Source organism: Planctopirus sp. SH287 (assembly GCF_056500625.1).
This window is the reverse complement of record NZ_CM151403.1, coordinates 1,198,096-1,213,946: the sequence shown is the minus strand read 5'-3', so window position 1 is coordinate 1,213,946 and position 15,851 is coordinate 1,198,096. Positions and strand designations below refer to the sequence as shown.

Genomic DNA, 15,851 nt, shown 5'->3' with positions numbered 1-15,851 from the left:
CGTAACGACTGGGCAAGAAAAAAAGTGGCGTTCGCGTCACTGCCCTTTATTTCAGGAAATCGTGACCAGTTCCTGCTGATCGATTGCTCAGCGGGAAGGCAATTTCTCGGGGGGTAAAGCCGAATCGTTTTTGGATCGCTGGGGCCATTTGGGAATCAGTGACCGCAGTTTGGATCCATTGGATTGTTCCGGATTAGAATGACCTGATGCTAATTGTGCGTTTGTCATTTTGCGGATTTGGAGGTTATCGATCAGCACCTCCCCTGCACCGCCCAATTCGATAATCCATTGAATGCTGCCGGCTTCCTGGCAGGGGCGAACCAACTCAAACCGTTGCCAGTCTTTGGAGGGAGAAAAGCGATGCAGACCCGCTTTACCCGTCAGGCTGTCTGTGATTGTCAGGCCATCGGTGGGGCCGACGATGGGCTTGGGCATCCGGAGAGATCCACTGAGATAGAGGATATCCCCGGCTGAATATTCCACGGCTGGCGAACGAATGGTGAGCAATGGTTCGCCATCAATTTGCTGATCATGGACTGTCGGCTTCCCTTGTTTGTCATTTTGTTGCTCAAAAGCGGCTAATCTCAGGGCGTAGCGGCTTTCCAACCCACCAGGGAATAATTCAGCCAGAGCGACCCATCCGGGAATATCGTGCTGAAGATGAGTCCAGCCATCCGTGACCAATTGATCCGGTGCTTCAAAATCACCAGATGCCAGAAGGTTTTCCCCATTATGCAGATTGGAGCGTCCCACCTGGGCGATCAATTTCCAATGGAGCGGCAACGTCTGGAAGCAGACGGTATATGGGCTTCCCAAAGGTGTTGTGCTTCTGTGAACGGCCTTATCCCAGTGTGCTCGCTGGAGAATCCTTGCCAATTGCAATGATGCCAGGCAGGCATCCCGGGTTCCGCGGTAGTCTTGATTGCGGAAGGCGTATTCAGCCTTTTCAAAGTAAATTCGTGCCGATCCCAACATTTGTGGACTATCGGCTTGCCCTACGCCTAATTGCTGTAATTCATTGTCGACTTGCCGAACGCGTTCCAGTTTCAAGCGTGTCATTTCCAGGCAGGATTCCGCATAAGTGGCCTGAATGGCGGCGGCCCGCTGTTCCAACTGGGCGAGCAGTTGTCGATCGGAAGTCAGAAGAATGATGGCTGTCTGATCAAACTTGGGTAGTGTGATTTCTAATCCGCCTGTCACACGGCGATGCTTCAGGCTGATTAGCCCGGTGGGTGTGATTTCCACGGCGGAGGCTGCTTCGTTGGCTCCGGGGACAATAATGGTGGCCGATGGCGCAGCCAGTTGCCCAGGAACATATTGCGACTTTGACTCCAGCCACATGGGGATGACAAGAGTGCCTAGTTCAGTTCGCAAAACGGTGGCAGAGAGTTCTCCATTTTCATCATCATGGGGAGTGGGCTTTCCTCCTGTCTCCTTACTTGAACTGCGCGATGAACGATTTTCGGAAGCCCGGCCCTGCTCAATGGTGAACGAGGTTTCTGCAAACGGGCTGCTGGTCGCCAACCATGGTTCCAACAATTCCAATTCGAGGTTGAGCATGGCCAGGGCGGCCCGCCGTTCCTGAGCCAGCGGGGTGGGATCGTCGATCGGTTTTGTACTCCAGTAGCCAATGCCACGATATCCGCTGGTGAGGGCGATCCAGGCTTGCATCCGGATCTGTTCCGGTTCGATGTGATGGACGTGTGGAATACCCGCCAGATTCTGGGCGCGGGTTGCCGGCAGAGACTCGTCATTGGAACTGCTCGTGGCCATCGGCGTGGCGGTGGCTTCTGTGGCAAACTTTTTCCAGTGAGGAGATGGCTCCGTTTGCAGCCATGTCCAGGCGAAGGTTCCCGGCCTGCCGCGAGAGCGTTCCATGACCAGCCAGCGACGATATTCAAGAAAAGTCATGGAAGAATGGATGATATGACGGCTCATTCCCAGCATATCAATGTGCCGTGAATAGAGGCGTTCGGAACCCACGACATCGGCGGCAAGAGGGCGGCGGATTTGTCGATCGGATGCCTGAACCTGTTCGACCCAATTGATCAGATCTTCACTGACACGTCCTGAAACACGTGTTCCGAGATTCCAGAAGAGAATTGGCGAAGTGTTGGAAAGGAATGGGGGCAAGCCGGCTTCATCGGCCAGGAGCTTTTCTCCATTTGATGCTCGCGGTTTGGGGGGCGTGGCTGTGACCCACAGGCCGGCAGCGCGGAGTTCTTTGAGAGAAGCACTATCAGACCAGTCAGGTGCCCAGACAAGGTTGAGGCCCATTTGCCGCAAGTCACGTGGGGTTTCTCCATGCCAGGGGACAAACCGGGGAAGCATGGGCTTTCCATCGACCACCAGTCGATCCAGGCGAAACTCGACGTGAGAAACCAGCTCGGCTTCAGGAGCCACGGCCTCGGTTGAACTCAAATTTTCCAGTTCGACCAAAGGGCCAACCTGAAGATCATCGACGGCAATTTCGACTAATCCCCGATCCGCAGGAGAAGCGAGCAGGATCGAATCGATGACCAGATCGCTGATCGGAATGGCCTGCTGATACTTGGCACGGAGTGGACGGATCTTTTCTGAGAGATTTTTTTCCGTGAGTCCGCAGGACAACTTTTGCCAGTTTCCCGCAGAGGTGTAGGGATCGCCAGAAATGACGACTTCCAGGGGTTCCCCTGTTTCTGGATGACGAGCGAATCGCGTGATCACTTTGATTGCCAGAACGGCGCCTGGCCGATTGCTGCGAAGAAATAATTCGGCTTTCACTCCTTCCAGGGCACGCCCTTTGGGAAGGGGCATTTCGGCGCGAATGATGCTGTTGTCTTCTATGATTTCGGCACGAAAGACTTCGCCGCGTTTGCCTGAATGTGCGGCTGTGCTTTCTCGTGAATGCGCCACAATCCGGTTGCGGGTCCCCATGACGGTGGGGCGCAATTTTGTTTGTTCAGTATCGAACGATTCGGTAAAATCGGCAAAGGCGCACGCCGAAAGACACATCCACCCGAGAAGGGTGATGAGAATTCGCCCAAGGGCCGGCTCCTTGTTGATGAGGAGCCAATCCCTTGTCATTCGTGTCAGGCCCATTGCATCCATGCAGGGGGTACTTGTTTCACAAGGCCAATGCAGACTCGTTCGTCAGTCAGTTGTCAGTGATATCGACTTGTTTTCAAGGAAAACGTCAGTGATGTCTCATTTTTTCAACAGTCGGGAATGCCAAGTGTATTACGCAAATGCTTTCAGGTAAACGTCTTTGCGATCAAGGTTTTGTGCAGTGTGTGGCATTTTTTCAACAAGGCCATGCTTGGGGATGTCTGGATAAATCGACACAACATATTATCCAATATCGATTTATGTCAATTGGTTGCATTTGGCGGGGTCACTGGCACAAAATCTGTTTCCAAGGATTACGTTCCCGGTATTTCTGAACGCCAAGAAAAGGCACAACATGGATTACGCATCGCGGCTGCCGAACCCAGATGCTGAAGAGCTTCCTCGGGAACTCTCTGATTTAGGCCGTCGCATTGCCCTGCTGAATACCGGCGGAAGAAATCAGGAGCTACAGCAGGCTTACGACCAGGTTGTGGAAAGTGTGAAACGGCGGCGAAGGATTCTGAATCTTGTTCAGGAAGCACTGAGTCAACTTCGATTGGACATCAAATACTTAATGTTCGATTTGGAAGTCACTAGAAGCGAACGCGATGAACTTCGTCAGCGGTTAGAAAGCGAATAGAACTGAAGAGGCTGCTGAAGCCTGGCTCATTTCTCTGCGGTACAAGGAGAAAGCCATGCTTGCTCGGAACCTCTGTCTTTTATCCACAACTTTTTCGCCTCCTGAATCGCGGCATTGAGGTGAGTTGATATCTCGCTATCTAAACTCACTGACAAACGCACTTTCTTGTGACTGCGTCACCCGGACGTGCAAAGCCACGTCTGGGCCACCCCGCCATGTTTGGGCTACTCTGTCATGTCTGGGACACTCCGCCGTCTAGAGAATGGCTTGTCGGGTGATTCTTGGCATTTCAGTGAGTACGACTCATGGAGTGCGGCGATTTTTTGAGGAGAACAAGCCACAATCACGCTCGCCGTTCTTCCTTGCTCAATGGCTGAGTATTGGGCGGAATTCGCGAACACGTATGCCCTCGATTGTGGGAAAGCCTGAGGAATGAAGACGGCTGGCTCGATTGAAATGTTCTTACAGGCCTTAGCTGCCGAGCCACTTGGCCGCGGTATTGGAGAACGCGGTATTGGAGAACGAGGTGTTTTCGAGCATGGGGCTTCTCCCCAGTGCGGCGGGTCTCCGGGAGTGGTGCGGATTGGCGCAGCTGTCGATCCTGTGGAAGAATTGGCAGAAATTGTCCGACAGGCTGACGAGAGCTGGGAGTCTCCTCCCGTCCTTCTGTTCGAGGATGTGCGCGGCAGCCGATTTCCTGTGGTTGTGAATCTTCTGGCGACAGAACGGCGGTGTGCCCAGGCATTGGGGGTTGCTCAATGGAATCAGATTTCTGATTGCTTTCCGACTCACGAAGGGCCAATTAAAGAGACGTCGCTCTTTAACTGGTCGGGCGGCAGTGGGCCAACAACTCGCCAGCGAAGTGCCCCTTCCCAACAGGTGGTTCGGTTAGGGACAGATCTTGACCTGACGATGCTTCCTTCGATGAAGCTGCATGCGCAGCATCCCTGCGCCACATTATTTCGGGGTCAATCGATCACTGTTGGTGCGGAAGGTGATCGTTTTATCGACTCTTGTGACCTCCATGTCATTGATTCCAAAACGTTGTCCTGTGTCTGGCCAGAAGACCATCGATCCTGGCAGCATCTGAAGGAAGCGACTCGCGAAGGGCGCCAACTGCCCGTGGTGCTGGCATTAGGAGCTGACATTGCTCTCCATGCACTGTCTGGACGATGGCTCAAGGCTCATGAATCCGTCTGGGGCAACGACCTTTGGTCATTTGTTGGTCGCCGTCGTGAGGGTGGGTTTGCCGTCGCTCGTGCCCGTTCGCTGGAAGTGGATGTCCCGGCTGAAGCTGAGATTGTTATCGAAGGATTTATTGACACCATTGCTCCTGTCCAACGGTTCCATCTTTCCTCACGTTCATCCCGCTGGCAGCCTGTTGATGGTGAGTTCCCATTAATTCATGTGACTGCGATCACACACAAAGCCTTGCCGGTGGTTCCTCAGGTGCTTCCCGGATCACGCGAGGCACATCAGGTTGATCGCCTGCTGGAGCAGATGCTGCTGCAACGGCTTTCAGCGATGGTGCCTGGAGTGCAGGAGCTTTATTTTCCTGCCAGAAATGAAGGGCACCAGATCGTACTGGTTCGGCTCAAAAAACAGCATTCTGAACATGGTCGACAGTTGCTGCATGCTGTCTGGTCATTACCAATTCTCTCGGAAGCGAAATTGGTGGTGGTCTTCGATGAGGAGATTCGTCTCCAGGATTCTTCCGCCATCTGGCATGCGATGGCAGGGCAAGTGAATTCCTCTGAGGCTTTTGTAGTCTCGCGAGGATCGGCTGTTCCCTGGGCGATGGGGACTTCATCATCAGTAAGCCCCGGGTTTGTGCCGATTCTTCCGCCGCTGGCCAGCAGTGAGAAGTTGGGAGTTGATGCCACCACTCCCTGGGGCCGTTCTGTCGGGCCGACAAATGATTTTTCCGAGATCAAACAACGGGTTCATGATCGCTGGCAAGAATACGGATTCCGGTTTGCCTGATAAGATCTTGTGGTCTCGTTATGGGAAACTTCAGGACGAAACGATGGTTTGGCACTAAACTCTTGCAAGCTCACACAAAAGCTCTGGTGCCACTGGATTTGACGAAGCATTGGGCATTTTCAAACCAGCACAACCGTTTTTTTCAGATGTCTTTAGAGTCCGACGACAAATCGAATCACACGACTTGATTGAAGTCTTTAATAAGCAGGAAGCCGCATGACGGTCAGCCTCCCTTCGGTTGATAAATCCGAGACGCGTATCCGTAAGATGTTTGGAGAAATCGCTGGTCGTTATGACCTGATGAATCATCTGCTTTCTGGAGGCGTTGATTATTACTGGCGATGGCTGGCGATTCGGAAGTGTCGGTTGATCGGGAATGCTCCCATTCTGGATGTCTGCACCGGAACGGGTGATTTAGCCTTGGCATTCTGGAACTACCACAAGCGAAAAATCCCTGTGGTGGGAGCCGATTTCACACATGAAATGCTGGTTCTGGCGCGGAAGAAATCGCCCTCTTCGGCCTTGAATCATGAAATGAAGAATGGGCCAGTGACTCCAGCACCGTTAACATTTATCGAAGCTGATGCGCAGGCCCTCCCCTTTGATGACGGTCAGTTTCAAATTGTGTCGGTGGCGTTCGGATTGAGAAATGTGACCCGGATGGAACAGGGGCTTTCGGAAATGACGCGTGTTTGCCAGCCCGGTGGAAAGGTCGCGATTCTCGAATTTTCGCTGCCAGGCAACCGGCTGATTCGCGCGGTTTATCTCTGGTACTTCAAGAATATTCTGCCTCGTATTGGCCAGATGCTCGCTCAAAATCGGCAAGCGGCTTATGAGTATCTCCCCTCCTCTGTCGCTGAGTTCCCTTATGGAGAGGAGTTGGCCGGTCATCTGAGGACAGCGGGGTTGGTTGATGTCAAGTATTGGCCACTGACGTTTGGAATTGCCACGCTTTATGTGGGTGTTAAGCCTGTTCATGAGCCTTCGTGAGAGATGCCCGGTGTTTTGTCATCACTGATACTCATGTTAATGCATCTTCTGGACTGACTTGACCAAGGACTGAATGTCATGCGCCGCATTGTTGTTGCTCTGACGGGAGCGAGTGGAGCAGCCTATGGTCTGAGGCTTCTGGAAACGCTTGTCGCTGCGAATACGGAAGTCCATCTGGTGATCAGTGCGGCTGCCCGAGAAGTTTTTTCTCATGAATTGCAGCTTGAGCTGCCTGTCTTTCAGCATTCAGCCGATGGTTCTGACACGCCCTCTTTCCTTCCGCCTCCCCTGGGGTCATTGACCTCGCAGGCGTTATCGCACTATGGATTTCGCCCATTACTCTCCCCGAATTGTGCGGACAGTGGCAATATGCCATTGGGAAAAATTATCTTCCATTCTGATCGCAACTATTCTGCGGGAATTGCCAGCGGCAGTTTTTTGACTGATGGCATGGCGATCTGCCCTTGTTCGATGGGGACGCTGGCAGCGATTTCGCAAGGGTTGTCCAGTAACCTGATTCACCGAGCGGCTGATGTTCATCTTAAAGAGCGTCGCAAGCTGGTGCTGGTTCCGCGGGAGACGCCACTGAGCACGATTGCTTTAGGGAATATGAAGCGTTTAGCGGATGCTGGAGCCGTGATCTTACCGGCGATGCCGGGGTTCTATCATGAGCCACAGTCAGTGGCTGATCTGGTCGATTTTATCGTGGCCAGAGTTTGCGATCAGTTGTCGATCCCCCATACCTTAGGCCGCCGATGGAGTGAGTCGTCGGAATTGCGTGGGTTGGACTCGTTTGATCCGGAAACGCCATCTGTTTGATTCAGGCCTGGGGAGTTGCATCGCCTGGAGGAGTTGTGACTTTCTCCAATTCGGTCAGCAATTGCTCGAGGCGGAAGGGCTTGTACAGAGCCGATTTCAGGCCCATCTGCCGTGCTTTGACGATGGAGTGTGAGGGGTCGTAGCCAAAGCCCGTCATCAAAATCACGGGGAGATGCTCATTGAGCTGGCGGATGCGGACAAAACAATCAAAGCCGGTCATGTCAGGCAGGCGGATATCGATGATGGCTGCATCGTAGTGATAGCCCCTCACGAGCCGTTCTGCTTCGGCACCACTGCTGGCGGCTTCCACAATACAACCAAAGCGAACCAGCAAGTCATTGGCGGCCTGCCGGATGGCATCGTCCTGATCCACAACGAGCAGGCGCTTCCCACGAATTTTGGAGCGTTGCTGAGGGAAATAAGTGACAGGGGCATGAGGCATGGAAGGCTGCCCTGCTTCGCCGATTTTCATGATCAGGTCACGAATCCCGCGTGTGTGATTAATCACTCGCTGAAGGCGCTCGCAGATCTCTGGCTGATGCCCAATAAACTCATCAAGAATCCAGGTGGCGTCTCCCAGAATTTCCGAGAGAGGGCGGTGAATTTCCTTGAGAACAAGGTTCATGCTCTCGCTCTGTGTGGTCATCTTCTCAACGGCGAGAAGTTCCAGCGTGTTGAGGGCGATGGCAATTTCTCTGGCAAATAATTCCAGGAACTGCAGGTCTCGATGAGAAAATGCTCCGACTTTTGAGCTTTCAACATTGAAGGTGCCGAAGACTTCATCGTGGAGAATGAGTGGTACCGTTAAAGAGCTGCATGCTCCCAAAGCTCCCGGTAAGTAGAGCGGATCAATGGCGGTCTCTTCACAGAGATAACTGTTTCCCGTGGCGGCCACGTAGCCAGTGACACCGTTGCCTTGGGCGTTCGCATAAAGATCGCGATGCGAGGCTTCTTCTGTCATGCCGACATGCAACAGGGGTTCGAGCTGCTTGGTTCGGCGATCCAACAAACGGATCTCAATGGTCTCGTAGTTCAACGTGTCTTGCGTGAAGAGAATGATCTTCTGCTTGAGCAGTTCGATGCGGTCTTCGACCGACATCTCAATCAATTCTTCTGCGGAAAGATCGCCCAGTTCGCGGCCCGCCTGATGGATGGCATTGAGCTTTTGCTGCTCAAGGACATCATTCGTAATGTCGTGAATTGTGACCACTAAACCCAAGGGGAGTTCGCTGTCAGGCATCAGGACGGGTGACGCGAGAATTTCTAAAAACTGCTTATCACTGATCCGCAGTTTGGTTCGTGTGGTTTCGCCTGTGGCCAATGCCCGGTTCAAAGGAGCAAAATCAGGCCCTTCGATTAAGGGGTGCTGGAGAACCTCAAAGAAATTGCGACCCGCCAGCTGTGTCGTTCCCGCGAGATGTTCGACACGGCGGTTCCACCAGATCAGATCCTGATCTGAATTCAGCACGATCAGGCCGTCTGGCAAGTGCTGAACAATCGCGGTGATCTCGTTCAGTCGCATGGCCAGTTCGGCCATCGATCCCACGGCAAGCACAGCATCCGGAAACTCTTCCGGCGTTGTTCCAGAAAATGGCGCTGTCGGGGAAAGCAACTTCAGTGAGTCGTCCCGCAGTCGATCCAGAATCTGCTGATGCTGATCACTGGTTGCTCCGAGAACCACCACCCGGTCGGGAACAGCCACGAACCACCCTTCCAATGAGCACTGATCAAGTTCAGAAAGCGTTACAACAGTGTCTACAAAATACTCTCATCTCGCCAGAGATTGCATGAGAATCTTTGAATTTATGATCGCTTTGCCTGAAATGCTTCTGGATCGTTCAAACTGTCTGGAATGCTCTGGCTGGAGAATAGACGGCTGATTTGCATGTTCGTACGCGATTAAAACGATTGGTGATTCCCAAAACGGTCTCGGCTGCTCCCAGAACCAGGTAGCCATCGTGACATAATTGTTTCTCCATTCGCTCCAGAATGGCAGATTTGTTGCTTTGATCAAAGTAGATCAATACGTTTCTGCAGAAAATCAGATCGTATTCACCCAGTGAGCCGAACGGATCCAGGAGATTCAGGGATTTGAAAGTCACTGCACTGCGCAATTCATCATTGATCTGCCAGCCCTCGGGGACTTGCCTGAAATATTTCACCAGCAATTGGATGGGGAGTCCTCGCTGGATTTCAAATTGCGAATAGATCCCTGCGCGCGCCTTGGCGAGGGCCTGCTGGCTGATGTCGGTGCCAAGGATTTCAATTCGCCAACCGTTTAATTGAGGAAACGACTCGCGAATCATCATCAGTAGCGAATAGGCCTCCTGCCCTGTGGACGCGGCTGCTGACCAGATTCTGAGGCGTCGCCGGCTCTGCCGACTGGCGATCATTTCTGGAAGCAACTGATCTCGCAATTCATCAAACGGAGTGCGATCTCGAAAGAACAGAGTTTCATTGGTAGTCATCGCTTCTGTGATCGTGGCTGCGAGGTTTTCATCGCGCGTTGTCCGCAAGCGCCTTACCAGTTCAGAAAGGTTCGATAAGCCCAGCGAATTGGCAATCGGCGTGAGCCGAGCATCCAGCAGGTACTCTTTCCCGGCTCCCAGAGAGAGTCCGGATCGTTTGGCGACAAGTGCCGAAAAAAACTCGTAGTCACTGGTATCCATTGTCATGCGGCCCCTTTCCATAATGCGATCTGCAGGATTCTTAAAGGGATCTCTGACAATGGGAGGCATTCATCGTGCAACCCCGCTTTAACAACCGCACCAGGCATTCCCCAGACCACGCTGGATGCAGCATTTTGTGCCAAAACATACCCACCGGCCTGATGAATGGCGTGAGTCCCTTCGATGCCGTCTTCCCCCATTCCCGTCAGCATGATCGCTGCCAAACGGTTGCCCCAGAGCTGAGCGGCTGAGCGGAACAACGGGTTGACGGAAGGTCGGCAAAAGTGTTCGGGAGGGTTTTGATGGAGTCTGGCGGTGATTCCGGTTCCCTGCCGGATGACTTCAAAATGATAGTCTCCCGGAGCGATATAGATGTGTCGTGGCTGAATTGCCATTCCCGTCTGGGCTTCAACACAAGTTCGTCCCGAGTCGCTGGCCAGATGTTTGGCCAGCATGGGGGTGAACGCGGCTGGCATGTGCTGGACAATCAGAATGGGTTGCCTGATGGAGTCATCAAGGTTGGAGAGAATCTGGCTGAGTGCCTTGGGGCCGCCGGTGCTTGTTCCAATGACGATGGCTTCGATGGGACGAGTGAGCTTATGGCGCAATGACATTGCTGACTGTGGGTGAGTCCCGGAATCTTTACTTCCAGATAATTTTCCGGAAGGAGCCGAATTGCGATCTGCGAGTGCATTGGATGACGGCAGGTGTGAGCGCCCGCTCGAAATCGATGAAGAGGTTGGAGTTTCCTGCTCCGAATGGATGACAAGTGCCTTGATCAACGGGATCAGTTCGGCACCCACCTGAGCAATCGCTTCCGACGCGGAATTTGCCTGTGGTTTGGCAACACAGCCGGCGGCACCCAGTGCGAGAGCCTGAACCGTTTCGCGAGCACCGCTGGTTGTCAGCGCGCTGGCCATGATGACATGAACGTGGGGGAATTCAGCCTGGATGCGGCGTAGCGCTTCCAAACCGTTCATCACGGGCATTTCAACGTCTAACAGCACGACATCGACGGCTGTCCGTCGTAAAAACGCCAGTGCGGCTTCCCCGTGCATGGCGGTTCCTGCCAGCATCAATCCGGATGTTTTTTCGATCACACGGGCCATGAGTCCGCGAATCACCGCCGAATCGTCTACCACCAGAACCGAGATGGGTCTGTGGTTCATAGAATTCCTGTTCCTGCCAGTTTTTCACGCACAATTTCTTCCGTGAAAGGCTTCATGATGTATTCGTTGGCACCTGCCTGAATCGCTTCCAGGATTCTTGGCAGGTCGTTTTCTGTGGTACACATGATGACAGCAGGCTGGCGTTGGGTTTTATCTTCCCTCAGCTTCCTCAAGAACGTAATGCCATCCATGACGGGCATGTTCCAGTCCAGCAGAATGGCGTCGATTTCAGGGTGTTCCTGAACACGATCCCAGGCTTGGCTGCCGTCTTCTGCCTCGAGAATTTCGACACCCATGGGGGCCACCATGCGTCGCGTCGCCAGGCGGACAGCCCGCGAATCGTCGACTAAAAGGAGAGTCTTCATGCAAGTAACCTTGTCGTAAAGGTCAGACGTTCGGGGAGCCAGCAGACCACGAGAGAGTCACATCTCTTGAGGCATGTGCCGGGTTGTGAACGGTGTGATGGGAAAACGTTGTGACAAGAATTCAGGTCGATTTATTAAACGGTGGTACGTGTCAGGTGGCGTGTTGATAGTAATACCGGTGGGTTGCTACTACTCAAGTGTTTCTTATAACAATAGGCAACCCCTCATCGGGAACCACGTGCTCCCCCTCATCCGGCCTACGGCCACCTTCTCCCTCAAGGGAGAAGGATTTGAGAGATTTCGGACAGGCCTAAGACTGGTGGGTTGCGCAAAGCCTTAACCCACCCTACTGTTTAAGTGTTGTTAAATATGCCTTGGTGCATTCCGTCGGAACTTCATGCACCCTACTGGGTTAAATGCCTGATTTCGGAAGTCAGACTGGTGGGTTGCGCAAAGCCTTAACCCACCCTACTATTTACTGTTTACTGATTGGAACCAGGTTTAATGGGTACGGAGTTTCTTGAGGAAGACTGTGGTGGCTTGATCAAGACGGGTGGACTCAATGGCGAGTCCTTCGGCGGCGGTGAGGATATCCCCTGCCCCTTTACCGCCTTCATCGGCAGCCTGAGAAACTCCCGTAATGTTTGAAGAGACCTCGGCGGTGCCGCGAGCGGCTTCGGAAACATTGCGTGAAATTTCATTGGTTGCAGCCGATTGTTCTTCGACAGCGCTGGCAATCGTGGTGCTGATTTCGTTGATTTTCCGGATGGACTCACCAATCGAACCGATGGCGGTGATGGCGACACCAGTTGCACTTTGAATGGCGTTGATTTTCTGGCTGATTTCTTCGGTGGCTTTGGCTGTTTGCCGTGCGAGTTCTTTGACTTCATTGGCTACGACCGCAAAGCCCTTGCCTGCTTCACCTGCTCTGGCGGCTTCAATGGTGGCATTGAGTGCCAGCAGGTTGGTTTGCTGGGCAATCGATGTGATGACTTTGACGACCTGCCCGATTTCATTGCTGGAAGTTCCCAGATCGCGGATGGTGGCATTGGTTCGTTCGGCATCATGAACCGCAGTGGCGGTCATTTTGGAAGCTTCCTGAACGTGACGGGCAATTTCGCAGATCGATTTGGAAAGTTCTTCGGAAGCAGAAGAGACGGTTTCAACGTTGCGAGTGGCTTCTTCGCTGGCAGCCGCAACGACTTGAGCTTGCCGTGCGGTTTCGTCAGACGTGGCGGCCAGTGAACGAGCGCTGGCCTGCATTTCGGTGGCTGATGTGGTCACAATTTCCACAATTCCCCGAATATCCTGCTCGAAAGAGTCGGCCATTTGCACCTGCTCTGTGATGGTATTGAAGGTCACCATCGGCCCGACAAAGTCCCCTTTTTTGTCGTAAATTGCGCTGATCTGGACTTCGAGATATTCGGTTCCCAGCTGAACCCGTGTGGCATAAGGGAGGTCTTTCGCTCCTCCCAGAATACGATTCTGAAGTTCGGCATGTTTTGCGAACATATCAAAAGGCTTGCCTTTGAGTTCGCTGGCACGACGTGGCAGGTGCTGCTCCAATCGTTTGAGCGTTTCGCCGGCAGCTGGATTGATGTATTCCAGCGTTCCCTGGACATTGGACATCATGACGTTGATGGGCAGGTTGTCCATCATGTTCTGAATGCGTGCGACTTCATTTTCAGTCCGAAGTTTTTCTGTCACGACGTCCCAGGTGATCATTGAACCGACTGGTTTTCCGGTGGCATCAGTGACCGAACTGATCTCCAGATTGAGCCATTCGGGGCCAACCTGGATCTGGGCATTGCGAGATTTTCCGCCCATATTGTTCAGGATATTGCGCTGATACGAAGGGGTCTTGTGGAAGATATCGATGCTCTGCCCGATGAAGTTTTCCACTTTGACGGGAAGGTATGTTTCCAGGGTTTTCAGCAGGTTCTTTGAGGCGGGATTCAGGTAGGTAATCTTGAATTCCGCGTCTGCCAGAATCATGTTGGACGGCATGGATTCGACCATGCACTTCATGCGGAAGGCATCGAGTTGCTGCAAAGTTCCTGACAGGATGCGGCCAACTCCCCGCAGCGCTTCCATGCGTTCTTTGGAAAGGGTGATTTCCCTTGTCGTGAAAAAATCGACAGTGCCAACGACTTCGCCATAGAGTGTGATTGGCAAGGCGATACCAGATTTTACGCCAGCGTTTTGAGCAGAGGGAGCGCGAACGCAGTCGGTAACGGTCGCAAGATTCTGCGCAAAAATGAGATCTTTGTTTTGCCAGGCGCGTCCATTGAGGCCTGTTCCTCTGGCAAAGCTGGCTGACTCTGTGACGCGGCGGAACTCGGGTGAGACGATCCCTTCCTCAGTGGTGAACTTGAGAAGCTGATCTTTCGGGTCGATTGTCCAGTACGAAGCGTATTCCCAATTGAAGACGTCCATTACAGTTTTTAGCGCAATCTGCACGGCCTGAATGGGGTTGGTGGAGTTTGCCAGTGCCAGCTGGATTCCATTGGTGGCTTCGACATCTTTGGCGATTTCTGCCTGGGCATTCGCAACCCGGAGGCGCTGGATCTGGTTGGAGACCATCCGGCCAATCGAACGCAAGGTTTCAATGCGAGCTTGAGAAAGATCAAGCTCTTTCTGCGCAAAGAAATCCATGGTTCCCACGACCTGATCGTCGACGATCAGGGGGAAACAAACGCCCGATTTGACTCCTGCACGAATCGCGACTGGTGCGCGGACGCAATCCGCAACCTGAGACAGGTCTCGCACAAAAATCAGATCTCGCTGCCGCCATGTTCTGCCGCACAGTCCGACACCTTCAGAGAACGTGGTGGTTCTTGTCAGGGCGGCGAATTCCGGGTTGACTGTTCCCGCTTCCAGGGCAAATTTCAGAGAGCGGGTGGTTGAGTCCATTGCCCAGTACGATCCGTAGGCCCATCCAAAACCGGTCTGGACAGCCTCCAAAGCGCGACGAGCGGCATCTTCTGGCGTTTCAGCCGATTGAAGTTCGGTCAGAACACGAGCGGTGGCCACCAGATGTTCCTGATGTTCAAGGGCTTTGATTTCCGCCTGTTTTGCCTCGGTGATATCCTGAATGGAAATGGCGATGCCGTCTCGCGTGCTTCCTGGAAGCGCGGCTGGAGTGAGATGGAACTGGAGGCACTTTCCACTGGTGTTAAAGGTCATCTGCTGAGGAGTGAAGACATTGGCAGCCAGTTGCGCCAAACCGGGAATACGGTCATAAAAAGTTTGTGCTGGCCCTCCCACAAGGTCGTCGGGAATCAGTTTGAGATCAGCCGCAATGAGCCGCAGCATTTCCAGGCAGCGGAAATTCATGAACGTGATGATGCCGGCTTTTGAAACGTGCATCAGGCCAGTGGGGATGGTTTCGGCCAAAATCCGGTGGGAACTGGCCTGAGAAACATCGTGGTGACCTTGAGTTGCCATGGGGGTTGCCTGGGCAATCTGATCCAGAATTTGTGCTGAGGTCATGGCATTTTCCTGAGGCTTCGTATCGATACGAGCAGGCGATGGAGAGGAAGGAATGTCCGCATGGGAAAAGGGCGTCAAATTACCAATCTCTGCACGGGATGAAGTCACATCAGGAGGGGCGATCATGGGCATCGCAGACTTTGAAAATGCAGTTTGGTGAGATCGTTCAGTTGGCGTTGAGTTTGGGGGAGCGAGCAGTGTGTGGCGTAATTCTTTCAGTGCTGTTTGCCAGATTTTCTGTCGATGAACCGTCCAGCCAGTTCCTGCGACTTCTGCCAATGAACGGAGAATTGCTGTTTCAATGGCCGTGAGTTCGACCAGTGTCCAGGGGATCTGACGTGTCTGATCCCTCAGATCGGCTGCAAAGCGAGCCAGTTGTTCGGGTTTCTGAGCGACCTTGGCAACGACGGTGACTCCTCTTTCCAGAGCGGCTTGCCACAATTCGGGATGAATGTGGGGCACGATTTGTTGAGCTTGCGGCCAGACCGCTTCCAGATGCGCCGGGAATGCCCTGGCAACCGCGCTGGCATCAATAGCCAGATCGTCGTGTTGCTCGGGATATACCAGGGGTTGAGTGATGCTCATGGTCGCTCGGGAATGCTGCTTGGTTGCTTACTTTCGGGCTGAGAAATCGGAT

Annotated in this window: 10 protein-coding genes; 4 read left to right on the top strand and 6 right to left on the bottom strand. The window is 53.2% G+C overall.

Annotation, left to right across the window (positions count from 1 at the left end; all coding sequences use genetic code 11):
• Positions 1-87 precede the first annotated feature (87 nt).
• Entirely contained in the window at positions 88-2,916 is a 2,829-nt protein-coding gene (locus SH287x_RS04360; RefSeq protein WP_479517212.1) for a hypothetical protein, read from the bottom strand.
• Between the two features lie 526 nt (positions 2,917-3,442).
• On the opposite strand from SH287x_RS04360, the gene SH287x_RS04355 reads away from it, so the two are divergent.
• The 4 genes from SH287x_RS04355 (at position 3,443) to SH287x_RS04340 (ending at position 7,519) form a co-directional block, all read left to right on the top strand.
• Entirely contained in the window at positions 3,443-3,727 is a 285-nt protein-coding gene (locus SH287x_RS04355; RefSeq protein ID WP_479517211.1) for a transcriptional regulator, read from the top strand.
• 432 nt (positions 3,728-4,159) lie between these two features.
• Positions 4,160-5,710, top strand: a complete 1,551-nt coding sequence (locus SH287x_RS04350) for a UbiD family decarboxylase domain-containing protein (protein ID WP_479517210.1) — start codon at positions 4,160-4,162, stop codon at positions 5,708-5,710.
• 216 nt (positions 5,711-5,926) lie between these two features.
• The gene (ubiE, locus tag SH287x_RS04345) at positions 5,927-6,700 is read left to right on the top strand and encodes a bifunctional demethylmenaquinone methyltransferase/2-methoxy-6-polyprenyl-1,4-benzoquinol methylase UbiE (protein WP_479517209.1); all 774 of its coding nucleotides are present in this window, start codon (positions 5,927-5,929) and stop codon (positions 6,698-6,700) included.
• Positions 6,701-6,778: 78 nt separating this feature from the next.
• The gene (locus SH287x_RS04340; protein WP_479517208.1) at positions 6,779-7,519 is read left to right on the top strand and encodes a UbiX family flavin prenyltransferase; all 741 of its coding nucleotides are present in this window, start codon (positions 6,779-6,781) and stop codon (positions 7,517-7,519) included.
• A gap of 1 nt (position 7,520) precedes the next feature.
• Here SH287x_RS04340 and SH287x_RS04335 read toward each other — a convergent pair whose 3' ends face one another.
• The 5 genes from SH287x_RS04335 to SH287x_RS04315 all read right to left on the bottom strand — a co-directional run bounded on the left by SH287x_RS04335 (position 7,521) and on the right by SH287x_RS04315 (position 15,799).
• Positions 7,521-9,221, bottom strand: a complete 1,701-nt coding sequence (locus SH287x_RS04335; protein ID WP_479517207.1) for a response regulator — start codon at positions 9,219-9,221, stop codon at positions 7,521-7,523.
• A gap of 136 nt (positions 9,222-9,357) precedes the next feature.
• Positions 9,358-10,194 (bottom strand): CheR family methyltransferase, encoded by an 837-nt coding sequence (locus tag SH287x_RS04330; RefSeq protein WP_479517206.1) that lies wholly within the window; start codon positions 10,192-10,194, stop codon positions 9,358-9,360.
• Positions 10,191-11,357: a chemotaxis-specific protein-glutamate methyltransferase CheB gene (cheB, locus tag SH287x_RS04325; RefSeq protein ID WP_479517205.1), complete on the bottom strand. Its 1,167-nt coding sequence runs from the start codon at positions 11,355-11,357 to the stop codon at positions 10,191-10,193. The genes SH287x_RS04330 and cheB overlap by 4 nt, the downstream gene beginning before the upstream one ends.
• The gene (locus SH287x_RS04320; protein WP_479517204.1) at positions 11,354-11,722 is read right to left on the bottom strand and encodes a response regulator; all 369 of its coding nucleotides are present in this window, start codon (positions 11,720-11,722) and stop codon (positions 11,354-11,356) included. The genes cheB and SH287x_RS04320 overlap by 4 nt, the downstream gene beginning before the upstream one ends.
• A gap of 501 nt (positions 11,723-12,223) precedes the next feature.
• Positions 12,224-15,799: a methyl-accepting chemotaxis protein gene (locus tag SH287x_RS04315; protein WP_479517203.1), complete on the bottom strand. Its 3,576-nt coding sequence runs from the start codon at positions 15,797-15,799 to the stop codon at positions 12,224-12,226.
• Positions 15,800-15,851 lie beyond the last annotated feature (52 nt).

What these genes read in the sequence shown, in the direction of transcription:
- SH287x_RS04330 (WP_479517206.1), bottom strand. Translation starts at nt 10,194, where the DNA reads ATGACAATGGATACCAGTGACTACGAGTTTTTTTCGGCACTTGTCGCC.
- SH287x_RS04355 (WP_479517211.1), top strand. Translation starts at nt 3,443, where the DNA reads ATGGATTACGCATCGCGGCTGCCGAACCCAGATGCTGAAGAGCTTCCT.
- SH287x_RS04350 (WP_479517210.1), top strand. Translation starts at nt 4,160, where the DNA reads ATGAAGACGGCTGGCTCGATTGAAATGTTCTTACAGGCCTTAGCTGCC.
- SH287x_RS04360 (WP_479517212.1), bottom strand. Translation starts at nt 2,916, where the DNA reads ATGGGGACCCGCAACCGGATTGTGGCGCATTCACGAGAAAGCACAGCC.
- SH287x_RS04320 (WP_479517204.1), bottom strand. Translation starts at nt 11,722, where the DNA reads ATGAAGACTCTCCTTTTAGTCGACGATTCGCGGGCTGTCCGCCTGGCG.
- SH287x_RS04340 (WP_479517208.1), top strand. Translation starts at nt 6,779, where the DNA reads ATGCGCCGCATTGTTGTTGCTCTGACGGGAGCGAGTGGAGCAGCCTAT.
- cheB (WP_479517205.1), bottom strand. Translation starts at nt 11,357, where the DNA reads ATGAACCACAGACCCATCTCGGTTCTGGTGGTAGACGATTCGGCGGTG.
- SH287x_RS04315 (WP_479517203.1), bottom strand. Translation starts at nt 15,799, where the DNA reads ATGAGCATCACTCAACCCCTGGTATATCCCGAGCAACACGACGATCTG.
- ubiE (WP_479517209.1), top strand. Translation starts at nt 5,927, where the DNA reads ATGACGGTCAGCCTCCCTTCGGTTGATAAATCCGAGACGCGTATCCGT.